The 20,709-nt window shown below is 68.2% G+C and carries 21 protein-coding genes, 1 tRNA gene and 1 pseudogene; 7 read left to right on the forward strand and 16 right to left on the reverse strand.

Annotation, left to right across the window (positions count from 1 at the left end):
* Nucleotides 1–4 precede the first annotated feature (4 nt).
* The 3 genes from AMYNI_RS0122665 (at nt 5) to AMYNI_RS0122675 (ending at nt 2,281) form a co-directional block, all read left to right on the forward strand.
* The gene (locus AMYNI_RS0122665; protein WP_020670343.1) at nt 5–730 is read left to right on the forward strand and encodes a uracil-DNA glycosylase; all 726 of its coding nucleotides are present in this window, start codon (nt 5–7) and stop codon (nt 728–730) included.
* 107 nt (nt 731–837) lie between these two features.
* A complete protein-coding gene (locus tag AMYNI_RS0122670; protein ID WP_020670344.1) occupies nt 838–2,163 on the forward strand; it encodes an NAD(P)/FAD-dependent oxidoreductase in 1,326 nt (441 codons plus the stop codon).
* 44 nt (nt 2,164–2,207) lie between these two features.
* Nucleotides 2,208–2,281, forward strand: a tRNA-Leu gene (locus tag AMYNI_RS0122675).
* A 529-nt stretch (nt 2,282–2,810) separates the two neighbouring features.
* On the opposite strand, the gene AMYNI_RS50210 is transcribed toward AMYNI_RS0122675, so the two are convergent.
* The 9 genes and pseudogenes from AMYNI_RS50210 to AMYNI_RS0122710 all read right to left on the reverse strand — a co-directional run bounded on the left by AMYNI_RS50210 (nt 2,811) and on the right by AMYNI_RS0122710 (nt 8,525).
* Nucleotides 2,811–2,999, reverse strand: coding sequence for a hypothetical protein (locus AMYNI_RS50210; RefSeq protein ID WP_020670346.1), 189 nt, complete (start codon nt 2,997–2,999; stop codon nt 2,811–2,813).
* A 45-nt stretch (nt 3,000–3,044) separates the two neighbouring features.
* Nucleotides 3,045–3,386: pseudogene (locus AMYNI_RS50790) on the reverse strand (RNA polymerase sigma factor); the annotation flags it as partial.
* Nucleotides 3,387–3,446: 60 nt separating this feature from the next.
* The gene (locus tag AMYNI_RS50795; RefSeq protein WP_425387951.1) at nt 3,447–3,686 is read right to left on the reverse strand and encodes a helix-turn-helix domain-containing protein; all 240 of its coding nucleotides are present in this window, start codon (nt 3,684–3,686) and stop codon (nt 3,447–3,449) included.
* A 260-nt stretch (nt 3,687–3,946) separates the two neighbouring features.
* Nucleotides 3,947–4,528: a hypothetical protein gene (locus AMYNI_RS49185; RefSeq protein ID WP_157357453.1), complete on the reverse strand. Its 582-nt coding sequence runs from the start codon at nt 4,526–4,528 to the stop codon at nt 3,947–3,949.
* Nucleotides 4,529–4,701: 173 nt separating this feature from the next.
* On the reverse strand, nt 4,702–5,346 hold the full coding sequence (locus AMYNI_RS45165) for a TetR/AcrR family transcriptional regulator (RefSeq protein ID WP_063713774.1): 645 nt from the start codon (nt 5,344–5,346) through the stop codon (nt 4,702–4,704).
* Nucleotides 5,347–5,605: 259 nt separating this feature from the next.
* Nucleotides 5,606–6,748, reverse strand: a complete 1,143-nt coding sequence (locus AMYNI_RS0122695) for an RNA polymerase sigma factor (protein ID WP_026360796.1) — start codon at nt 6,746–6,748, stop codon at nt 5,606–5,608.
* An 8-nt stretch (nt 6,749–6,756) separates the two neighbouring features.
* On the reverse strand, nt 6,757–7,179 hold the full coding sequence (locus tag AMYNI_RS0122700) for a VOC family protein (RefSeq protein WP_020670349.1): 423 nt from the start codon (nt 7,177–7,179) through the stop codon (nt 6,757–6,759).
* A 68-nt stretch (nt 7,180–7,247) separates the two neighbouring features.
* Nucleotides 7,248–7,655: a YciI family protein gene (locus AMYNI_RS0122705; RefSeq protein WP_020670350.1), complete on the reverse strand. Its 408-nt coding sequence runs from the start codon at nt 7,653–7,655 to the stop codon at nt 7,248–7,250.
* A gap of 129 nt (nt 7,656–7,784) precedes the next feature.
* Nucleotides 7,785–8,525 carry a class I SAM-dependent DNA methyltransferase gene (locus AMYNI_RS0122710; protein ID WP_020670351.1) on the reverse strand — a complete coding sequence of 247 codons (741 nt, stop codon included), beginning with the start codon at nt 8,523–8,525 and terminating at the stop codon, nt 7,785–7,787.
* 249 nt (nt 8,526–8,774) lie between these two features.
* Here AMYNI_RS0122710 and AMYNI_RS0122715 point away from each other — a divergent pair, with 249 nt between their 5' ends.
* Nucleotides 8,775–10,061 carry a S1 RNA-binding domain protein gene (locus AMYNI_RS0122715; RefSeq protein ID WP_020670352.1) on the forward strand — a complete coding sequence of 429 codons (1,287 nt, stop codon included), beginning with the start codon at nt 8,775–8,777 and terminating at the stop codon, nt 10,059–10,061.
* A gap of 74 nt (nt 10,062–10,135) precedes the next feature.
* On the opposite strand, the gene AMYNI_RS45170 is transcribed toward AMYNI_RS0122715, so the two are convergent.
* From AMYNI_RS45170 to AMYNI_RS0122750, 7 genes are all read right to left on the reverse strand, one after another.
* Nucleotides 10,136–11,653 (reverse strand): hypothetical protein, encoded by a 1,518-nt coding sequence (locus AMYNI_RS45170; RefSeq protein WP_020670353.1) that lies wholly within the window; start codon nt 11,651–11,653, stop codon nt 10,136–10,138.
* A 37-nt stretch (nt 11,654–11,690) separates the two neighbouring features.
* Complete coding sequence (locus AMYNI_RS0122725; protein WP_020670354.1) at nt 11,691–13,655, reverse strand: hypothetical protein; 1,965 nt, start codon at nt 13,653–13,655, stop codon at nt 11,691–11,693.
* 216 nt (nt 13,656–13,871) lie between these two features.
* Nucleotides 13,872–15,107, reverse strand: coding sequence for an RNA polymerase sigma factor (locus AMYNI_RS0122730; RefSeq protein WP_020670355.1), 1,236 nt, complete (start codon nt 15,105–15,107; stop codon nt 13,872–13,874).
* A gap of 10 nt (nt 15,108–15,117) precedes the next feature.
* Nucleotides 15,118–15,483, reverse strand: a complete 366-nt coding sequence (locus tag AMYNI_RS0122735) for a YciI family protein (RefSeq protein ID WP_026360799.1) — start codon at nt 15,481–15,483, stop codon at nt 15,118–15,120.
* A 104-nt stretch (nt 15,484–15,587) separates the two neighbouring features.
* Nucleotides 15,588–16,067 carry a nitroreductase family deazaflavin-dependent oxidoreductase gene (locus AMYNI_RS0122740; protein ID WP_020670357.1) on the reverse strand — a complete coding sequence of 160 codons (480 nt, stop codon included), beginning with the start codon at nt 16,065–16,067 and terminating at the stop codon, nt 15,588–15,590.
* Between the two features lie 16 nt (nt 16,068–16,083).
* The gene (locus AMYNI_RS0122745) at nt 16,084–16,668 is read right to left on the reverse strand and encodes a TetR/AcrR family transcriptional regulator (protein ID WP_020670358.1); all 585 of its coding nucleotides are present in this window, start codon (nt 16,666–16,668) and stop codon (nt 16,084–16,086) included.
* A 56-nt stretch (nt 16,669–16,724) separates the two neighbouring features.
* Nucleotides 16,725–17,672 (reverse strand): LysR family transcriptional regulator, encoded by a 948-nt coding sequence (locus AMYNI_RS0122750; RefSeq protein ID WP_020670359.1) that lies wholly within the window; start codon nt 17,670–17,672, stop codon nt 16,725–16,727.
* A 120-nt stretch (nt 17,673–17,792) separates the two neighbouring features.
* Here AMYNI_RS0122750 and AMYNI_RS0122755 point away from each other — a divergent pair, with 120 nt between their 5' ends.
* The 3 genes from AMYNI_RS0122755 (at nt 17,793) to AMYNI_RS0122765 (ending at nt 20,632) form a co-directional block, all read left to right on the forward strand.
* Nucleotides 17,793–18,899: a PrpF domain-containing protein gene (locus tag AMYNI_RS0122755; RefSeq protein ID WP_026360800.1), complete on the forward strand. Its 1,107-nt coding sequence runs from the start codon at nt 17,793–17,795 to the stop codon at nt 18,897–18,899.
* Between the two features lie 23 nt (nt 18,900–18,922).
* Nucleotides 18,923–20,167: an SLC13 family permease gene (locus AMYNI_RS0122760; RefSeq protein WP_020670361.1), complete on the forward strand. Its 1,245-nt coding sequence runs from the start codon at nt 18,923–18,925 to the stop codon at nt 20,165–20,167.
* A 96-nt stretch (nt 20,168–20,263) separates the two neighbouring features.
* Nucleotides 20,264–20,632 carry a YciI family protein gene (locus tag AMYNI_RS0122765; protein ID WP_020670362.1) on the forward strand — a complete coding sequence of 123 codons (369 nt, stop codon included), beginning with the start codon at nt 20,264–20,266 and terminating at the stop codon, nt 20,630–20,632.
* The last annotated feature ends 77 nt before the right edge of the window (nt 20,633–20,709 follow it).

A 20,709-nucleotide genomic window follows, 5' to 3' on the forward strand; every position in this document is an offset into this window, starting at 1 on the left:
GAGAATGACCGAGGTGACCGATCGAGGGCAGAGCACGCTCGCCGAACTGGACGCCGCGGTGAGCGAGTGCCGCAGGTGTCCCCGTCTGGTCGCGTGGCGTGAGCAGGTGGCCGCGGAAAAGCGCGCCGCGTTCGCCGGCGAGACCTACTGGGGGCGGCCGGTGCCCGGTTTCGGGCCCGCCGACGCGCGGCTGTCGGTGGTCGGCCTCGCCCCGGCCGCGCACGGGGCGAACCGGACCGGGCGGATGTTCACCGGCGACCGTTCCGGCGACGTGCTTTTCCAGGCCCTCTACGACGTCGGCCTGGCGTCCCAGCCGGGCGCGACCGGTATCGGCGACGGCCTTGAGCTGTACGGGGTCCGGCTCACCGCGCCGGTGCGCTGCGCGCCGCCGCAGAACAAGCCGACCCCCGACGAGCGGGACAACTGCCGGCCGTGGCTGGCCAGGGAGCTGGAGCTGCTGCGGCCAACCGTGCGCGCGGTGGTCGTGCTCGGCGCGTTCGGCTGGCAGGCGCTGCTGCCGGTGCTTGCCGACGCCGGCTGGCGGGTGCCGCGGCCGCGGCCGAAGTTCGCGCACGGCGCCAAGGTGGTACTGGCGGGTGAACCGGAGCTGAGCCTGTTCGGCTGTTTCCACGTGTCGCAGCGCAACACCCAGACCGGCAGGCTCACCCCGGTGATGGTCCGGGACGTCCTGCGTGCGGCCGCGTGTGCGGCCGGGCTCACACCTTCGTGACTCCGTCCCAGGTCGGCTACTGAATCGGTACCGAACGGGCGGCGACGCTGGTCACAGCGGGACGGGGTACGCGCGCGATTTGCCGCGGGGGGTGGGAGGATATTGGCATGGCTGGTAAGAAGTCGGAACCGACACGCATTCTGGTTCTCGGTGGTGGATACGTCGGGCTCTACACGGCGCTGGGGCTGCAGAAGATGCTTCGCGCCAACGAGGCGTCCGTAACCGTCGTCGACCCGCAGCCGCACATGACCTATCAGCCGTTCCTCCCCGAGGCGGCGGCCGGGGCCATCGAGCCGCGGCACGTGGTGGTCCCGCTGCGCCGGGCGCTCAAGCGGTGCCACGTGCTGACCGCGCGGGTCACCGACATCGAGCACGAGCACAAGTCCGTCACGGTCGAGGCCGCGGACGGGCACGTGGAGCAGCTCTCCTACGACGTGCTCGTGGTGGCGCTGGGCTCCGTGGCCAGGGTGCTGCCCATTCCCGGGCTGGCCGAGCAGGGCATCGCCTTCAAGACCATCGGCGAGGCGATCTACCTGCGCAACCACGTGATGACCAAACTGGACGAAGCGGCCAGCACGCTGGACCCCGAGCTGCGCAAGCGTTTGCTCACCTTCACCGTGGTCGGCGGTGGCTTCGCCGGTATCGAGGCGCTCGCCGAGCTGGAGGACATGACCCGGTTCGCCACCCGCTACTACGAGAACATCGACGCGGAGGACATCCGCTGGGTGCTCGTCGAGGCGGCGGGCCGGATCCTGCCCGAGGTGCGCGAGACGCTCGGGGTGTACACCGTCGAGCAGTTGGAGAAGCGCGGTATCGAGGTCTACCTGTCGACCGCGGCCAAGTCCTTCGAGAACGGCCACGTGGTGCTCTCCGACGGCACCGAGTTCACCAGCGACACGATCATCTGGACCGCCGGGGTGAAGGCGAACCCGGTGCTCGCCGCCTCCGACCTGCCGGTGGACAAGCGCGGCAGGCTGCAGGCCACCGCCGGCCTGCAGGTCATCGGTCACCCGGACGTGTGGACCGCCGGCGACAACGCCGCCGTCCCGGACCTCTCGCGCACCGAAGAGGACCCGACCGCGACCTGCCCGCCGAACGCGCAGCACGCCGTCCGGCAGGCCCGCCACCTGGCGAAGAACATCATCCAGGTGATCCGCGGCGGCCGCCCGAAGGACTACGTGCACAAGAACCTCGGTTCGGTGGCCAGCCTCGGCCTGCACAAGGGCGTCGCGGACGCGCTGGGCATGAAGATCAAGGGCTTCCCGGCCTGGGCCTTCCACCGCGCCTACCACGTCAAGACCATGCCGACCTTCAACCGCAAGGTCCGGATCGTCTTCGACTGGGCACTCGGCGGCCTGTTCCGCCGCGAGGTGGTCTCGCTCGGCCAGATCAACAACCCGAAGGACGAGTTCGCCCGGGCGTCTCAGTCCTGACCTCCCGCTTCTGAGCTCGCGGGGCACCGCCTAGGCTTGGCGGTGCCCCCGTAGCCCAATTGGCAGAGGCAGTCGACTTAAAATCGACCCAGTGCGGGTTCGAACCCCGTCGGGGGCACGTACAGCATCCGCTTATTTCTTGATCTCGTAGCGCTGAAGTGCCAGGCCGTTTTCGAACAAGGTGGCTTCGACCGGTTTCAGGTCTTGCCGGTCCTCGAAAACGTGCGTTCCCTTGCCGCGTGACACCGGGCAGACCAGCATCCGCCCTTCGTCGACGACGCCGGCGTCCAGTCAGGCCTCGTATTGCCTTGGCTTGCTTCAGTGTTGCGACGTAACCATTCGTCGTCCTGAGCCCGCGGGACGCAGGTTCCTGAACGTAGTCGTCCCGCACCGTGCAGGTTTCCCGGTGAGGGGGTGCCGGTGTCCTCCTCGGTCCAGATGTGCGCCCGCAGATACCTGGCCTGTCCTGGCCGCAGCAGCTGTGCGGCCAGCGCCGCGACCAGCACCACCACAGCCGCGGCGGACGGGGAGCAGTCAGCGCCGCCGTCGCCGCCCGACTGCCGGCGGGACCGCCGCCGGCTCCGGATCCGCCCCGGATCTGGTCGCGGCCAGTACCGTCGCGTAGCCGGCGGCGTAGCTCTCCTCGCTCATCGCGGGGACACCGCCACCCCAGCCCCCTCGACGATCTCCGCGGGCGTCAGGTCGGCCCAGGCGGTGAGCAGTAACACGTCACGTTCCTCCTGCCGCAGCTGAGCCACGTCCTCGGCCGGTCGTCCGGCCGGCACCCGCGCGCACACCAGCTCGATCGCCTTCGCGCTGAGGTCGTCCGCGGGCACCGGTTGCGCGCCTTGGCGTGCCCAGGCGCGCAACCGCCGCCGCTCGGCCCGGACATGGTTGCGCAGCAGGTTGGTCGCGATTCCGCACAGCCAGGTCCTGGCGCTGGCCTTGGTCCGGTCGAACCGGTCCCGCTGCTCCCAGAACGCCAGGAATGCCTCGGCGGTCAGGTAGTCCGGCGGGCAGCGAGGATCCGGCCGCCTGGGGTTCGTTGCTGGAGATCCATTACCGTTACCCCGTCGGCGGTTCGACCTCCGGAAAAGACCGAGGAACAGCGCGGCCGGCAGCGGCGACCCACCTATGCGAGCGAGGAGTACACCGGCCGGCCCAACCGCGTGACCGCCTACATTCGCTCTACCAGGAGGGCAGGAACTGAACGTCTGGCCGATTTGCGCTCGTCGTGCTGTCGAGCCGTGGCCAAGGAGCTAGGCTGCTGCGTGATTAATTGGTCATTCGGGCTCGAGAATGTATCCTCGCCTCCAAACTGTACGGACAGTGAGCCCGAGCGGGCTGATGCGTCGACGGAGTCGCATTATGTGCAGATTTAGCGCATTTTCACTAACTGGGTTCGGCTCGTCCGGCAGATTGACTTGCAATGTCTCGCGAGTCGCGACATCGCGGAAGTTGTCGATGAGGACTTCTAACAGTGAAGCTTGTGCAGGAGATACCCTGGTGTACTGATCGGCCATGCAGAGGACCCTGTCCTTGCTGATTTCAGGAATTATCACCTTGTGTGTGCGCGCTTGTAGTGCGGCGACTCGTGCGCCCAATTCTTGGCGGGTTGCCGGAACCCAAATCCAGTCTTCTTTGGTGTCCAAGAGATCTGGTGGCGCGTGTCTTCTTTCCACTACCAGGATTCTCAGGATGCCAAGTCTTCGGCAACGCTCCCGAAGGCCCGCTTCGGTGGGCCATCTCAATAGTTGGACCTCGGCTTTCTGGTTCGAATAATTCACGGCCTTCTCTCCTGTGCCTCATATGACAGGCAAGCATGTCCGGTATGAGATGCGGCTTTCGAGCCGCTACCTTGGCGCCAACCCGCGTCTCGCACGGTCACCAGAAGGAGAAGTAGCTGTAGTACTTTCAGCGGCGCGGTTGTCAGGTTGATCGTCAGCGTTGCTGAATTCACCTGGCCGACTTCTGATGCATAGATTGCCCGGATCTCCTGTACGAGATGCGTAGCCGCTTGTGGATCGTTCGGACATGGCTTCACTGTAAAAGTAGTAGTACCCGAATTAGGATGGCCATGCGCGGGCTCGGCGTTGCCGCCAGGTTCCGGGCAGTAGGCGAGTAGTTCGTCCAGGATCGACGCGATTGCCTTCAGCAGCTCATGCTTTGCGCGCGTGTGCATCAGATCTACTGTTTGGGTCTCGGTGGACGACTCTCGGCCGGTGTGTGGAACTCTTGCGAGCTCGTACTTGCTCCACAGCTTGTATAGTTGTTGCAACTGTGCCAACCGGACTTCAAACTGCTCCTGCAGCAGCATTATGGCAATAGCCCGGCTTCGTTGCCCCTCGGAAACCCTGACGGTCATATTGCGCCTCCCCTTTGCCGGCGCCCCATGAACCGGCCAGTGCTTATTGCGAATGATCTATCGGATAGGCGGCAAGAAGCGCCGCCCCATGCATGTCTGCCGGGCTTCATCGTGGTGTGGTACTTTTAAGCGGCCTCATCGTCTGGTTGATGCGCGGTCCGACGCATTCGTCGTTACCCCTTCGCCCGACCCTCGGCTTCTGGAGGCTTCGTTGATTTGGTCTCGTATGCTCCGGCTAATGCGGCGGCGTACGCCACGTCTGCCGCCAGCTTTGCCACGCTGGAATCAATGCCTTCCTGGGTGATCCAGAGCCGGTAGTAAAACAACGAGCCGAGAGTCTCGATGATATCCACGCCGTTGGTACCTGCAGGAAGTTCGCCACGCGCGATAGCTGCGTCGACGATGCCCTTCGCCGCAGAATTATTGCGCGCTTTGAAGAACTCGAACAAAACTTTTTGGGCATCGGTTGACCCTTGTATGCCGGCTGCGACGATAGTTCCTACGAGCGTGCGCATCTCGGCGTGTTCGTAGATGTTATTGATCTCGAGTGCCAAGACTCGCAGATCATCTTTTAATGAGCCCGTATTCGGTATGGGTGCCGCCGTGGTGATGGTCCGCTGCATGACGGCGATCAACAATCCGGTGATGTCACGCCAATTGCGGTACAACGTGGCCTTGCTGGTACCGGCACGCTCGGCGATCCGGCTCATGCTGAGCCCGGCATACCCGCCCGTTCGCCGGATCTCCTCCCAGGTGGCTTTGAACACCGCCTCTCGGGTGGTGCGATTTGCTCCACCACCACTGGGTCGCGCGCCCATTTAAAGCCTCCCGTCGCACCGCCAGCCTGTTCGCACCGTAACAGTTCACTATTCCACCGTGCAAAGCCAGTATCATATGATACTTGAGTATCACATGATACGGAATTCGTGCTCGGGATTCCGGCTGTATAGAAGGCAGCTTATGGATCCCCGCGTTTTCGGCAAGGCGGCTCTTGTGGTCGAAGGGCCCCTGAACTCGGTGTGAAGTCGGATTCGGCGCCGTTGAGCGTCCGCCCGCCACGTGACGTTCGCGCGACCGTCAGCGACGCTGGGCGTTGAGCCGGGCGGCCTGGCGTGTCAGGTGGGCACGCTCGGCGAGGTTGGGCGCCCGCCGGGCCGCCTCGGCGTACAGCCGTGCCGCCGTCGCCAGGTCGCCGTCGCGCTCGTGGAGGTACGCCGCCACCGCGGTGTGGCGGGGCACCGAATCGTCCAGCGCCGCGAGCGCCGCCAGGCCGGCACGCGGTCCGTCGGCCTCACCGACGGCCACCGCGCGGTTGAGCCGGACGACCGGGCTGTCGATCAGCCGCGTGAGCTCGTCGTACCACTCGACGATCTGCACCCAGTCGGTCTCCTCGGCGGTGGGCGCGTCGGCGTGCAGCGCCGCGATGGCGGCCTGCGCCTGGAACTCGCCCAGCCGGTCGCGGGCCAGCGCCACCTGCAGGATCTCGACGCCCTCGGCGATCGAATCGGTGTCCCACCGGCCGCGGTCCTGCTCGGCGAGCGGCACCAGGCCGCCGTCGGGAGTGGTCCTGGCGGCGCGCCGGGCGTGGTGGAGCAGCATGAGGGCGAGCAGCCCCGCCACCTCGGGATGGTCGATCGCGGCGGCGAGCTGCCGGGTGAGCCGGATGGCCTCGGCGGCGAGGTCGACGTCGCCGGAGTAGCCCTCGTTGAAGACCAGGTAGAGGACGCGCAGCACGGTGGCGACGTCGCCGGGCTGGTCGAACCGCACGCTGGAGACGGTGCGCTTGGCCCGGCTGATGCGCTGCGCCATGGTCGCCTCGGGCACCAGGTATGCCTGGGCGATCTGGCGGGTGGTCAGCCCGCCGACGGCGCGCAGCGTGAGCGCGACCGCGGACGACGCCGTCAGCGACGGGTGGGCGCACAGGAAGTAGAGCTGAAGCGTGTCGTCCACCGCGGGCGCGGGCCCTGGCGCAGGCTCCTCGTCGACGACGTCTTCCCGCCGGCGGCGAGCGGTTTCCGCCCGGGTCGCGTCGAGGAACTTGCGCCAGGCCACTGTGACCAGCCAGCCCTTCGGGTCCCGCGGCGGCTCGGCGGGCCAGACGCGGATCGCCTCGATCAGCGCGTCCTGCACGGCGTCCTCGGCCGCCGCGAAGTCGGCCCCGCGACGGACGAGGATCCTGAGCACATTCGGGGTGAGGCTCCGGAGCAAGACCTCGTCCACCTCGGTGGTCACTTGATCTGCTCAGCCAGCTCGATGATGATCCCCTCGGGGCCGCGGACGTAGCAGAGCCGGTAACTGTCCTCGTACCGCACCACCTCGCCGACCAGTTCGGCGCCATGAGCCCGCAGGCGGTCGAGGACATCGTCGATGCCCTCGACCGCGAACAGGAGGTGCCGGATGCCCAGCGCGTTCGCCGGAGCGCCAGGGTCGCCGGCCTGACTCGTCGGCGTGTGGTACTTGATCAGCTCAACCTTGCCGTGGCCGTCCGGGGTCCGCACCATCGCGACGTCCGACCGGACTCCATCGAGCCCGACGATGCGATCCACCAGGCGGCCCTCGACTGTCATCTCGCCTTCCAGCTCGAGCCCGAGTTCGACGAAGAACGCCACGGCTGCCGCGAGGTCACTGACGACGACGCCAACATGCTCCATCCGCTGGATTGTCACGCGATCAGGGTAGAGGCCCGGCCGCAGAGGAGCGGGGCCTTCGGCGGGCCTGGTCATTCGGTGACGGTGGGCGACGCACCGTAGAACGGGCGCAGCTCCAGCCACTCGTGGATCGGCTTCCCGCCCGCTCCCGGCGCCGCCGACAGCTCTCCGGCCAGCTCGATGGCGCGCTCGTAGCTGTCCACGTCGATCACCATCCAGCCGGCGATGAGGTCCTTGGTCTCGGCGAACGGGCCGTCGGTGACCGGCGGGCGCCCCTCACCGTCGTACCGGACGAACGTCCCCTCGGCGGCGAGCGCCTGACCGTCGACGAACTCGCCGGTCCCCTCGAGCCGGTCCGCGAAGTCCTGCATGTACTTCAGGTGGGCCGAGATCTCCTCCGGCGTCCACTGCTCCATCGGCACGTCGTTGACCGCAGCCGGGGCGCCGCGGTAGTGCTTTAGCAGCAAGTACTTGGCCATCGTGGTTTCTCCTCGGTGCTGGTGCGACCTCGATCGGCCGCGTTCATCAGGGGGACGGAGCCGGTCACGGGTTCTCGACATCGCCGTCCGATTTTTTCGACTCATCTTGGATGAACCCGAGTGAGCCGGTCAGGTGGCGGGTTTCTGCCAGACGGAGACGTGGTGGCGGCTTTCGCCGGTGAAGGGCTCCCGGGTCCAGCCGTCCCAGCGTTCGTGCGGCAGGAGGCCGGCGATTTCGGCCATCAGGTCGAGTTCGGCCGGCCATACGTAGCGGAATGGGATCGAGCGGTATTCGCCGCGGCCGTCGACCACCTCGACGTAGTTCGAGCTCATCGCCTGGGTGGCCATGTCGTAGCTGTCGTAGGCCCATCGCGTCGGGCTCACGTGGAACGGCACGACGTGCTGGCCGGGTGGGAGCAGGCGAAGGTCGGGGACGCCGACCTCGATCACGAAGTAGCCGCCGGGTTCGAGATGGGCCGCGACGTTGCGGAAGCACGCGACCTGCGCGGCCTGGGTGGTCAGGTTCATGATCGTGTTGAAGACCAGGTACGCGACGGAGAACGTCGATGCGACCGTCGTGCCGGCGAAGTCGCCGATGGCCACCGGGATCGCGTCGCCGCCCGATTTGGCGCGCAGCCGGGCGACCATCGCCCGGGACAGGTCGATGCCGTGTACCGGCACGCCGCGCGCCGCGAGCGGCAGCGCGATCCGTCCCGTCCCGATGCCCAGTTCGAGTGCCCGGCCGCCGCCGGCCAGCCCGGCCAGGAAGTGGACCGCCGGATCCACCACGGCCGGGTCGAACATGTACGCCGAAGACTCGTCGTAGGTGGCCGCGGCGCGTTCGCCGAAGTAGCCGTCCGGATCGTCCATCGCCGGACCGTAACGCAACGGAATCCGTTGGCGCTTCTGATTTTCCGGCCGCTACCGCACGTAGGGTCGGCTGGGAGTCTGCTATCGGCCTGAAGACCCAGGTCTGAAGCCTCCAAAAGAAACTGGGTCGACCGACTCTGGTTTCGTCTCTCATCTTTGCGGACGATTAGGTAGTCAATAAAGAGCCGGCATGGGTTGCGCAGGGCAACTGGCATCACTAGCTGGATAAAACCTCACTTTAAGGAGTGGATGACCGTGATCAAACTGACGCGAACCGAGAAGCCTGTGGAAGGTAAGGCTTTCGTCGCGATGCCGTACGGCAAGAAGGAGCTTGCCAATGGAGATTCCTTCGACTTCGACGAGCTCTACCGTGAGGTCTACGTTCCCGCTGTACGCGAGTGTGGCATGACCCCGGAACGGGCCGATCAGATGTTCGGCACTACTGATGGGGTGTTCGACGCCGTCTGGCGGGGAATCCAAATGGCCGAGGTCGTGATCGTTGATTGTTCGCTCCGGCGCGCCGATGTGGCCGCGGAGCTCATCATGGCGATGGCTCTGGGCAAGCGCATGGTAGTGCTGACCCAGAGTTTGGACGAGATCGTGACCGACCTGGCCGGGCGTCTTCGCCCCATCGTCTACGAGGTGGCCGGATTTGGTGTGGCCACTATGACGACGAAACTGAAAGACCAGCTGAGGACCGCAAAAAATGAAGCCGTGACGGAGAACGATTTCGTTCCGCTCAAGGGTGCCAACACCGAACCGGTGACCGGCACCGTCGTCCATGTCGACAAGGAACGCGCGGTGGTCGAGGTCAACTGCGGTGGGTATCGCCAGCTCCTGGAGCTGAGTAACGCCGATGTCGACTACGCTCGACTTCCCGACCTGGCGCGTCGTTACAAAGCTGGTGAATCTTTGGACGGTGCGATCGCCACCGACCCGGAGGGGGCGATGCGGTACACGATGCTTGCCGACAAGAGCAATCCGTGGCCTGCTCTCGACGCCGAATACCCTGTGGGCAAGGTCTTCACTGGCCGCGTTGTCAACATGCCGGAGGGTGTAGGGGCCTTCGTCTCCGTCGCTCACGGCATCCACGGTTACGTTCCGTTCGCGGAGGCCCGTCGTGCCAACATCACCCGAGATATGGATGTCCAGGCGGAGATAGTCAATATCGATAGAGTAAAGCGTAAGGTGACGCTCCGCCTCGTGGGACGAGGACCGGGACCGGGACCCGAGCCTCTCGGCAAGGACCTGCCGGCCGTTGGTGACAAGCTGGTCGGTACCGTCGCTCGAATAGAGTCGACGCGAGAGAATAAGGGGGGTTTCCTGCTCCTACGGCTCAAAGGATACGAGCAGGGCCCGCTGGCGATGTTACACGTCACGAAAATGACCGAGGATTTGCGTTCTGACCTCCAGAACGGACAGGTCGAGATGGGTGAGGAGATCTCGGTCGAAGTGCTCCGCGTCGATCCTTGGCGCAGTCGCATTGATCTCGGAGATGTCGACGACGGGGACGCTGGTACTTCATCTGCCGCATGACCTGCAGCTCGCTCGATGTCTATGTACGCCGTTTTCTGGAGCTACAATGGGAAGCGGCGTACATAGTCATCCGTTCACCGCACGTAGTAGAGCGGGCCGACCTGGCGGGTCTGGCTGTTCGCGGGCTTCGGGTACTGGAGCACCGGGACCGGCTTGCCGATGGGGTTTCCGGCGCCGGCAGGCTGTTTGCTGAAGCTGAGGGTGCCGCCGGCTCCCTGCACCGCCTGCAGGGTGTTGACGTTCAGCAGCTGTGACCGCACATCACCGGGGGCCGGGGTGGACGCCGATCCGCCGGGCGCGGCGAGACGCACGGCCTGCGCGGCGGCGAGCAGTGCGTCGTGCATCATGATCGCGCCACCGTCGTCGAGGTGCTCCGGAGCGAAATCCTGCTCGAACGCCGGGCGGAACTGGCGGAAGTACTCGGGGGTGCCCGCCGCGTCCTGCCGCCAGCCTTCCGGGTCGACGGTGCCAGCCGAGACCAGGGTGAGATTGGCCGCGCTCAGCTCCTTTTCCTTGTCGTGCAGGATCTCGCCCAGGTCGAGGCCCGCGGTCAGAATGGTCAGCGGAACGTGCAGGCACGGCCGGTACTCGAGCGATTCGAGGAAACCGCTGAGATCGACCTCCCGGCCCGCGTAGAGCACGGCCTCCAGGCCGTTCGCCACGGAAGCGCAGATATTCGCCCGCACGTTCGCGAAAAGGTTGGGGTCGCCGTCGCTGGGGATGGACGCCCCGGTGAACTGCTGGGTCGGGAAGTCGATGATGCCGGTCATCTGCCGCTCGAACTCGCGCTCCAGCGTCTGGGTGTACAGGTCCGCGCCGGAGTCGGAGTTGGAGTCGCGGACCATGATGGCCGAGTCGATGCCGGTGCCGCTGTCCAGGTAGCGGCGGAGGGCTTCGACGTGGTGCCGGTTGCTCGGGGAGACCTTGACCAGGCCGGGAATGTGGTCGTAGTCCAGCCCGTCGGCGGCGAGATACGCGCCGACCATGGCAATGCCGTGCTGCGACAGCTGCTCGGCCTGCTGACGGGTCCGTTCGGTGCTGACACCGAGGCCGATCACGGCGACCAGCGGGTTCTCCTGACGGCTCAGCTCCACCAGCTGGCCGCTCACCTGCGCCCACTGGCCGTCGGTCCGGCCGCCGTTGGCCAGTACCAGCTGGATCTGCGGGCGAGGGTCACCGGCGACGGAGGTGGTGTTGACGCGGCGCAACGCGGTGTACGCCCCTTCGAGCCGGTTGCGCAGCTGCGGAGTGGGCAGCGCACTGTCCACTGCGGGCACCAACGGGTCCAGCAAGGCCACCGTGACATGTGCCGAAGACGCCACCCTGGCGTTCTCCTCCGCGATCTTCCGCTGCACGTCGGCCAGCGCGGGGTCGAACACGTAGGAGCCGTCGGTGACGCCGACGCACTCACCGTCCACTTCGGACACTCCGGAACCGAGGGAGCCGCAGGCGCCGGCCACCGTGACCGCGGCCCACACCCCGCCCGCGACCAGCAGGATCACCGCGGCCAGCAGCGCGATCCGCCGGCGCAGGCGGCGTTTGCGCACCCTGCCGGTCTCCGGTGGGATGATCCCGTCCATGGTGTCGGTCACGCGTTCCTCCCTCGCGAGCGCCGCCCGGCCCGGCTGCTCAGTCCCACCATTCGGCTTCCCTCCGATGCCGGCGCGCCGCCTCCAGGAAGACGGCGTGCGGCCCGCCGGGGCACAGCCGCGAAACGGCGGAGTAGTCGTCGGCGATCTGCAGGTGCAGCGCGCGGCGGCGGCTGTCGGTGCACGGGTCCGCGACGATCCGCAGCGCGGCGACCAGGCTGCCGACCGGGATCAGCGGCTGCTCCAGCCCGGCCGAACCCACCAGCGTGCGCACCTCGTCGATCGGCGCCTCCGGCTGCCGCTGCCGGTGCGGTGCCTCGGTGACCGAGGCCAGCAGGTGGAACCAGGTTTCGGCGTCGAGTTCGAGCAGGCGCTCGTGCAGCCGCCGCGCGACGAACCCCAGCTCGTCGTCGGCGAGGGCGTGATACAGATCGCCGGCCTCGTCGCCCTCGGCGCGGCAGGCGACGCGGAGCCTGGCGTGTACGTCGGACCAGCTCGGTTCCAGCGCGGGGTCCCGGCGGGCGAGCCGTCGCCCGGCCAGCCGGCGGAGCAGGGTGAGCCCAGCCGAGCCGTCGGCGGGCCACAGGATCGGGTCCAGCGCCTCCTCGTAGCCGGCCCGTCCGCTCAGCAGCAGGTCGTCCTGACCGGCGAGCAGCAGGGCGTGTGCCCGCTTCCTGGCCGCCGCGCAGGTGGCCAGATCCCGCAGCTCCGCGTCGGTGGCGTCGGCGAGCAGGCTGCCGAGCAGCTGCTCCTCCACCGACCGCTGATCATCCGGTTCCACCTGGGCGAGGACCGCTTCGGGGTCGAACCACTTCTTCGGCGAAGACTTCGCGATGGCGTCCAGCATCAGCCGGGTCGACGCCGGATGGCCACCGGTGAGCCCGTAGAGGATCCGGGGCAGTCGCTGGTTGTCGCCCCAGTCCAGGGTCATGTCGATCACCGCCCGGCCGACCTCGTCCTCGGTGAGGTCGGACAGCCGGTACCGCAGCCACCAGCAGCGCGGCCAGTCCACGTGCTGGGGCAGCGGCCCGGCGCGGAGATCTTCCTGCGTCACCAGTGCCTGGTCCGCTTCGGGCACGTCGGCCAGCAACGCGCCGCGGCTGGTGGCCACGACGGTGAGCGGGTCGGCGTCGTCCTGATCGCCGGCGGCCCGCTGGCGGCGCGCCCGTACCAGCTGGTGCAGGAAGCGGCGGCCGAGCGCGGTGTCGGCGTTGTCGAGCAGGACCACGCAGTTCAGCGATCGTTCGTCGGCCCGCCTGCCCCGGCCGAACGCCGCTCGCAGGTCGGCCAGGAACGCGGCCCAGAGCAGGTCGTCGATCCGCCGCTGGTTCTCTTCGTCCGCGTAGTCGGTCGCCCTGCGGTTGAGATCGACGAGCATGTCGATGGGGTCGTTGAGCAGGCCGAGATCCCGGTGGCCGTACCAGTTCTGAAAGGACCCGAGCACCAGCCGCCGGCCGGTGACCCGATCGGAAAGCCAGTCCAGGGCGGCTTCGAGCAGCCGGCTGGGCGGTTCGACCGGCACCCCGGCGTTTCTGCCCATGTTCAGCAGCACGCTCCCGGCCGTCTCCACCAGCACCTGGCGGACCGTGTCGAACCCGCGATGGTGTTTCAGCGCCTCGACCACCTGCTGATAGGCCCGCGAATGGTCGGAAAGGTCCAGTTCTAGCCGCATCACCAGTTGCCCGATGATGAAGCGCGGGAACTGCAGCGAGTCGTACTGCGGATACTTCCGGCTGAGGTCGAACGCGATGGCGGAGAGCAGTTGCGGCACCGAAGCATGCCGGTTGGTTTCGAGATCCAGCTTGACGTGCGGAACCCGCTGGTCGAGCCGATTGGCGAGCGCGGACAGCAGCGCGGTCTTGCCGGAGCCGTGGAAACCTTCGACCACCAGTACCGGAAAGTGCCGGCTGTGCAGCGAGCCGTCCCGTTCCTCCCTGGTCATGAACGCGCGGACCAGCTCGATGACCAGTTTCAGCCCGTAGACCCGGTTGTCGCCAACCGCCACAAGGGCGCACCTCCAGCGCGAGCGTCGCCGCCCACCTGATTTGCCGGGCCGGTCGTCAACTCTGTCGATTGACCAGAAATTTTAGCCCAGTCCGGACCGGTCGCGTCGCCGGTTTCCGGGAATTCCCGCTATTACGGGGAAACCGCCGCTGGATGAATTCCGCTATCACCTGATTGGCGGTAGCAATATTGTTTTCCGCGACAGACAAGACTTTCGCTAGCGGGCCAGCCGGTCCGCCCGTCCCTCGAGATAGCGCTGTTCGGGCGTGCTGAGCGTGCGACGGGCGGCGCGCCGGTAGTGCTCGCGGGCGGCGTCGGTGTCGCCGGCCATCTCCAGCAGGTGCGCGCGGACCGCGTCCAGCCGGTGGCCGCGCTTGAGCCGGCTGTCGCCTTCGAGGCCGGCCAGCAGGTCGAGGCCGTCGCGGGGACCGTGCACCATCGCGGCCGCGATCGCCTGGTTCAGGGTGACCACCGGGCTCGGCGCGAGCTGCCCGAGCACCCCGTACAGCTCGAGGATCTGCGCCCAGTCGGTCCGCTCGGCACTCGGCGCCTCGTCGTGCACGGCCGCGATGGCGGCCTGCACCTGGTACGGCCCGTTCGCGAACCGGCCGAGGGTGCGCATGATCAGCGCGATCCCCTCGTCGATCATCGCCCTGTCCCACCGGCCGCGGTCCTGCTCGGCCAGCGGCACCAGCGCGCCGTCGGGGGTGGACCTGGCAGGACGGCGGGCGTCGGTGAGCAGCATCAGGGCCAGCAGCCCGGCCACCTCGCCGTCGTTCGGCAGCAGCCGGTGCACCGTCCTGGTCAGCCGGATGGCCTCCGCGGTGAGCTCGATGACCTGCAGTTCGTCGCCCGAGGTCGCGGTGTAGCCCTCGTTGAAGATCAGGTACAGCACGTGCAGCACCACCCCGAGGCGCTCCGCGCGCTCTTCGGGGGCCGGGTCGCGGAACGTGGAGCCGGCCTCGGCGATGCTGTCCTTGGCCCTGGTGATCCGCCGGGCCATGGTCGCCTCCGGGACCAGGAAGGCGCTGGCGATCTGGGCCGTGGTGAGGCCGCCGACCGCGCGCAGCGTCAGCGCCACCTGCGAGCTCGCCGAGAGGGCCGGGTGGCAGCAGAGGAAGAGCAGGCCGACCGTGTCGTCCTGCTCCTGCCCCTGCTCGTCACCGGGTCCTGGGATGAGCGCCGCGTCCGGGACCTCCAGCGCCGCGACGGTCTCCTCCCGCCGCCGTCTCGCGGCCTCGCTGCGCCAGAAATCGGTCAGCCGCCTGGTCGCGACGGTGAGCAGCCAGCCGCGCGGGTTCCGCGGCAGCCCGTCGGTCCGCCATTGCACGGACGCGGCCACCGCCGCCTCCTGCACGGCGTCCTCGCAGGCGTCGAACTGGCCGTACCGCCGCACCAGCGTGCCGAGCACCTGCGGCACCAGCGGCCGCAGCAGCTCGGTCACCGGCTCCACGTCGGCGCGCTCAGGATGCGTCGTCGCTGAAGATGACCTGCCGGACCTCGATGCCCAGCCCCTCGACACTGGCGTCGGGGATCATCGCGGCCAGCTCGTAGGCGCGTTCCCGGTCGGCCACGTCCACCATGTAGAACCCGGCCAGGAACTCCTTGAACTCGAGGAACGGGCCGTCGGTCACCGCCGGTACCCCGCCGGAGACCCGCACCACCGCGGTCTCCCCGGGGCCGCTCAGCGCCTGGGTGTTCACGAACTCCCCGGACGCCTTGATCTTCGCCATGAAGTCGCCGTGCCCGGTCATCACCTCGTTGCGCTTCTCTTCGGTCAGCGCCTCCCAGACCGCCGGGTTCATGTACATGGCCAATACGTACTTCATCCGTGGTGCTCCTGTGCTCGGTCGATGTGCCGGTATCGGCACCCTACGTCGCTGGTCGGAGCCGGCCGGCCGATCCGGACATGCCCGCGACCGGATTTTCCCGGCTACTTCCGGGCGGGGGTGAAGGCGATCGCGTGCACGCCCTCGGCGACGGCGGGCCAGCGCGGATCGGCCGGGTCGGCGGGGAAGCCGAGCGCGGGCGCGAGCCGTTTCCAGGCGTGCGGGTGCGCCCGCTGGTACGCGCGCAGCACGCCGAGGGTTTCGGTGCCGTCCAGAAAGCGGTGCCCCGGCCGGGGCCAGTGCTGCCCGCCGAGCCGGACCTCCAGCGCCGGTGCGGCCTTCAGGTTGCGGTACCAGTCGGGGTCCCCGCCCCAGGCGGCGATCACCACGACCTCGGGCACCGCGGGGTTGTAGCGGACGGTCTCCACGACGACCTCGCGCCGGGCGCCGGTGCGGCGGCCCTGGTGCGCGAGGTAGAGCAGGCGGTGCCCGAGCAGGCGGCCGAGGTGCGCCCGGTAGAGCCAGATCGGCGCGCGCAGCAGGACTTTCAGCAGCCCGGTCGGTTTTCGGTCGGTCAGTGCCATCGGTGCTCCTCGCTGGTCAGGATGTGCGGCGCCCCGCCTTCGTGAGGGTCCGGCGCAGGACGGGGGCGACGGTTTCGGCGGTCAGGCCGGGGTCCAGTGCCCGGTGCAGCAGCACGCCGTCGACCGCCGCGGCCAGTACCGCGGCGGTTTCCGCGGGCGACTCGACCTCGTGCTCGCCGAGCCACCGGGCCAACTCGCGGCGGAAGTCCGCGAGCACGCCGCCGACCGCGCGCCGCAACTCCTCGTCGCGGGTGGCGGCCAGATAGGTCTCGGTGAACACCAGCGAGACGGGATCGTGGCCGGTGTGCGAGGCCAGCGAGCCCAGTAACAGGTCCAGCGCCTCTTCCGGGGTGCCGGCCTGGTTCAGCAACGGGGTCAGCCCGTCGGTGAGCCCGCGCAGCACGCCGATCGCCGCCTCGGTGAGCAGCGCCTGGAGCGACGCGAAGTGGTAGTGCACCAGGCCCGGCGCCACCCCGGCCCGCTCGGCGAGCACCCGCGTGCTCACCCCTGGCCAGCCGCGTTCGGCGATCAGCCCGGTGGCCGCGGCGAGCAGCCGGCGCCGCACCTCGCGTCCCCGGTCCGCCGACGTCGTGGCCGCCATCTCGTACCTCCTGGTCGTTCGCCTTGGGCGACTGTCCAAGATTAGCACCGCGTCGTTCAGCGGACCGAGCCGAGCTGGTTGCGGTGCAGGTTGTCTTCGGTGAACCGGTGCGAAACCGCCTGCAGGATCGTGGTCATCGCCAGCGCGGCCGGTGTCGGCGTCCGGTTTTTCGGCCTGGCGAGCAGGATCCGGCGGGTCGGGGCCGGTACGTCGGTGGCGAACCGGACCAGCCGGACGTCGTTGCGCCGGTTGGTCAGCGCCAGCCGGGGCGCGATGGCGATGCCGAGCCCGGCCGCGACCATCGCCTGCGCCTCCTGGTAGTCGTGCGACTCGTAGGCGATGTCCGGCTCGAAACCGGCCAGCGCGCAACTGCGGCGGAGCACTTCGGCCACCGGGTGGTTGTCCGCCCTGATGATCCAGCGCTGCCCGGCCAGCGAGGTCAGGCTGATCGCACCGTCGTCGAGCAGTTCGGAGTCGGCCGGCACGACCAGCACGGTCGGATCGTCGAGCAGATGGGTCACCGTCAGCGAGGGGTCGTCGACGCGGTTCCACTGGTAGTCCCAGAGCACGGCCAGTTCGACCTCGCCGGTGTGCAGCATTTCCAGCAGCTCCGCGAGCATCGCCGAGCGGACGCCGGCCTGGGTGCCGGGATGCTTGCGCGAGAAGCGGGTCAGCGCCAGCGGTAGCAGCGACGCGCTGGCCGTGGGGAACGAGCCGAGCCGTAGCGTGCCGCGGTCGAGTTGGGCGAAGCACTCCAGATCCGCTTCGGCGGCCCGGAGTTCACGGCGGATCGACCGTCCGCGGTCGACCAGCGCCGATCCGGCGTCGGTGAGTCGTACCCCGCGCGGCAACCGGTGCAGCAGTGGCTGGCCGACTTCGGCTTCGAGTCGGGACATCTGTTGTGACGCGGCCGAAGCGGTCATCCCCGCGGCCTCCGCAGCGGCGGTGAGCGAGCCGTGCTCGGCGACCTCGGTCAGCAGCAGTATCCGGCGTACGTCCAGCATTCGAGCTCCCGTCAGGTTTAGCTGAGCTAAAGGCAGCGTAAGAATACGAGCATTGTGCTCAACCCTGCGGTGCTGTCAAGGTGAACGAGTTCGCCCGCACCCGGGGAAGGGGAGTCCGAAGTGCACGTACCCGCAACCTTGGTTCGTGGTGGCACCAGCAAGTGCTGGCTGTTCGACCAGCGGGACGTTCCCACCACTTTGGACGGTCTGGAAGCGTTGCTGGTCAATGCCTACGGCGCGGCAGACCCGGTGCAGCTGGACGGCGTCGGCGGGGCGACCCCGACCACCTCGAAGGCCGCGGTGATCCGGCCATGTGCCGAACCCGGCATCGACATCGAGTACCTGTTCGGCCAGGTGGGCATCGGGGTGGAGAAGGTCGAGTGGGGCAGCAACTGCGGCAACTGCGCGACCGCGATCGCGTTGTGGGCGGTGACCCGCGGGTTCGCCACCATCACCGGCGACCTCACCGCGGTGACCATGCGCAACGTCAACACCGGTGCCGTGCTGGCCGCGTCGGTGGACACCACCGGCGGTGTCGCGCACGAGTTCGGCACGCAGACCGTGCCGGGCACCCGCTCCGGAGGAGTCGCGGTTGGACTGTCCTTTTTGGATCCTGTCGGCGGCACGACGGGATCGCGGACGCCCAGCGGTGCCGCGGCCGAGGAGCTGGAGATCGGCGGTGTGCAGGTGCGGGTGACCATGATCGACGCCGGGGCGCCGATGGTGCTCGTCGACGCGGCCGCGGTGGGACGGACCGGGGCCGAGCCGGTCGCGGTGCTGCGCGAGCAGGTGGACTGGCTGCGTTCGGTCCGCCGCGCGGCCGCGGCGCGGATGGGCCTGGACACCCTCGGCGACGCCGTGCCGAAGGTCGGTTTCGTGGGGGAGCCGGTCTCCTACCAGAGTTCGACCGGTGAAGCCGTGGCCGCCGCGGACTACGACATCTCGGTCCGCATGCTGTCCATGAACGCGCCGCACCCGGCCATCGGGCTCACCTCCGCGGTCGGGATCGCCGCCGCCAACCTGCTCGACGGCTCGGTGGTGCACGCCAGGTCCACCGCGAGCGCGGCACCGGTGCTGCGGATCGGCACCCCGGCCGGGGTCGTCGTGGTCACCTGCGCCGGCCTCGGCGAGTACGGGCCGCGCCGGGTCACCGTCCGCCGCGCCGCGCGCATCCTGTGCGACGCGGAGATCCACGTCCCGGAATCGGCCGTTCCGATGCCGGCCTGACCGGAAAGCACTGGGAGACAACGATGTCTGCTGAACTGATCTCCATCGGCGCGCTCGGCGTCATGTTCCTGGTCGCCACCCTGCTGCCGATCAACATCGGCATCCTGGCCTTCGTCGGCGCCTTCGTCGTCGGCACGATGTCGCTGGGGCTGACCGAGGACCAGATCTTCGAGGGGTTCCCGGTCTCGCTGTTCGTGACGATCGTCGGCGTCACCTATCTCTTTTCGGTGGCACAGCGCAACGGCACGATCGACCTGCTGGTGTCCGGCGGGGTGCGGCTGGTGCGCGGGAAGGTCGCGCTGATCCCGTGGGTGCTGTTCGTGGTCGCGGCGGTGCTCACCGCGTTCGGCACGTTCACCCCCGCCGCGGTGGCGCTGCTGGTGCCGGTGGGCATGAACTTCGCGTTCCGGCACGGCGCCAGCCCGCTGATGATGGGCATGATGGTGATCAGCGGAGCGCACGCCGGCGCGTTCTCGCCGATCGCCGTGTCCGGCGTGCTGGTTTCGGGCATGGTCGAGCAGACCCCGCTGTCGGTGTCCCCGCTGGTGATGTTCCTGGCCAGCTTCGGTTTCAACCTGTTCCTCTCGGTGCTGACCTTCCTGGCACTGCGCCGTCGCGGTGACGCCGTGGCGGTGCCGGAGGAGACCGGGGAAGACCCCGCCGATTCGCGGATCACCTGGCGGCAGGCGGCCACCATGGCCGCACTCGCCGGACTGGTGGTCGGCGCGCTGGTCTTCCACCTGGAGATCGGTTTTCTCGCGCTGGCCGCCGGCGCCGTGCTGGCGCTGCTCGACATGAAGAACCAGGCGAAGGCCGTGGAAGGCATCAGCTGGTCCACCATCCTGCTGGTCGCGGGCATGGTCACCTATGTGGGCATCCTGGAGAAGGCGGGCACCATCGCGCTCATCTCGGAACGCGCCGCCACCGTGGGCGCGCCGCTGCTGGTGGCCTTGCTGCTCTGCTTCACGGTGGCCGTTACCTCGGCTTTCGCCTCCTCCACGGCGATCCTCACCGCGATCATCCCGATCGCCGTGCCGCTGCTGCTGTCCAGCCACCTCAGCGCCGCCGGGCTGATCGCCGCACTCGCCATCTCCACCACGATCGTCGACGTGTCACCGTTCTCCACCAACGGCGCGCTGGTGCTCAGCAATGTCAGAGGAGTGGACCGGCAGCGGTTCTACCGGCAGGTGATCGGCTACACCTGCGGCATCGTCGGCTTCGGCCCGGTGCTGGCCTGGGGCGCGCTGGTGCTGCCGGGAGTGCTCTGACAGCGGATGTCGGTGGATGTCGGGAACCCATCGCCGGTTCCGACCTACCGGTGCGAGGTGCCCGTCCGGGCACCGGGAGACCGTGAGGTGCGGGCTATGAAGTATCTGCTGGTCATACGGCTGAACCCGGCTGTCTGGGAGGCATTGCCGGAGGCGGTGCGCAACGAGGTGCGGGGCGGCCACGGCGAGTTCATCAGGACGATCCAGGAGTCCGGCGAAATGATCAGCACGCACGCGCTGGCCGATCCGTCGAACAGCGCGTGCGTTCGGGCCCGCGACGGTGTGCCGGAAGTGACCGACGGGCCGCCGCCGGATCCCGGGCAGCACATGGGCGGCTACTACCTGGTGGACTGCGAAAGCAGGGAGCGCGCGATCGAGCTGGCCAGGCAGCTTCCGGACGCACACGTGGACGGGCTGGCCGTCGAGGTACGCCCGGTGATGTTCTCCGCCGGCACGGATATCTGAACGCGGCCATTCGCCCGTCGTGAGTGAAAACGGTTGCCCTGGCAACACTTTTCACTCACGACCGTTGACCTGCGGAA

Origin of the sequence: Amycolatopsis nigrescens CSC17Ta-90 (genome assembly GCF_000384315.1) — a bacterium.
Classification (GTDB): Bacteria; Actinomycetota; Actinomycetes; order Mycobacteriales; family Pseudonocardiaceae; genus Amycolatopsis; species Amycolatopsis nigrescens.

Excerpts from the sequence above, each read along its gene's own strand:
- AMYNI_RS0122665 (WP_020670343.1), top strand. The coding sequence starts at position 5 with ATGACCGAGGTGACCGATCGAGGGCAGAGCACGCTCGCCGAACTGGAC.
- AMYNI_RS0122670 (WP_020670344.1), top strand. The coding sequence starts at position 838 with ATGGCTGGTAAGAAGTCGGAACCGACACGCATTCTGGTTCTCGGTGGT.
- AMYNI_RS50795 (WP_425387951.1), bottom strand. The coding sequence starts at position 3,686 with ATGGCCGATCAGTACACCAGGGTATCTCCTGCACAAGCTTCACTGTTA.
- AMYNI_RS49185 (WP_157357453.1), bottom strand. The coding sequence starts at position 4,528 with ATGACCGTCAGGGTTTCCGAGGGGCAACGAAGCCGGGCTATTGCCATA.
- AMYNI_RS45165 (WP_063713774.1), bottom strand. The coding sequence starts at position 5,346 with ATGGGCGCGCGACCCAGTGGTGGTGGAGCAAATCGCACCACCCGAGAG.
- AMYNI_RS0122700 (WP_020670349.1), bottom strand. The coding sequence starts at position 7,179 with ATGGAGCATGTTGGCGTCGTCGTCAGTGACCTCGCGGCAGCCGTGGCG.
- AMYNI_RS0122705 (WP_020670350.1), bottom strand. The coding sequence starts at position 7,655 with ATGGCCAAGTACTTGCTGCTAAAGCACTACCGCGGCGCCCCGGCTGCG.
- AMYNI_RS0122710 (WP_020670351.1), bottom strand. The coding sequence starts at position 8,525 with ATGGACGATCCGGACGGCTACTTCGGCGAACGCGCCGCGGCCACCTAC.
- AMYNI_RS0122715 (WP_020670352.1), top strand. The coding sequence starts at position 8,775 with ATGACCGTGATCAAACTGACGCGAACCGAGAAGCCTGTGGAAGGTAAG.
- AMYNI_RS0122735 (WP_026360799.1), bottom strand. The coding sequence starts at position 15,483 with ATGAAGTACGTATTGGCCATGTACATGAACCCGGCGGTCTGGGAGGCG.
- AMYNI_RS0122740 (WP_020670357.1), bottom strand. The coding sequence starts at position 16,067 with ATGGCACTGACCGACCGAAAACCGACCGGGCTGCTGAAAGTCCTGCTG.
- AMYNI_RS0122745 (WP_020670358.1), bottom strand. The coding sequence starts at position 16,668 with ATGGCGGCCACGACGTCGGCGGACCGGGGACGCGAGGTGCGGCGCCGG.
- AMYNI_RS0122750 (WP_020670359.1), bottom strand. The coding sequence starts at position 17,672 with ATGCTGGACGTACGCCGGATACTGCTGCTGACCGAGGTCGCCGAGCAC.
- AMYNI_RS0122760 (WP_020670361.1), top strand. The coding sequence starts at position 18,923 with ATGTCTGCTGAACTGATCTCCATCGGCGCGCTCGGCGTCATGTTCCTG.
- AMYNI_RS0122765 (WP_020670362.1), top strand. The coding sequence starts at position 20,264 with ATGAAGTATCTGCTGGTCATACGGCTGAACCCGGCTGTCTGGGAGGCA.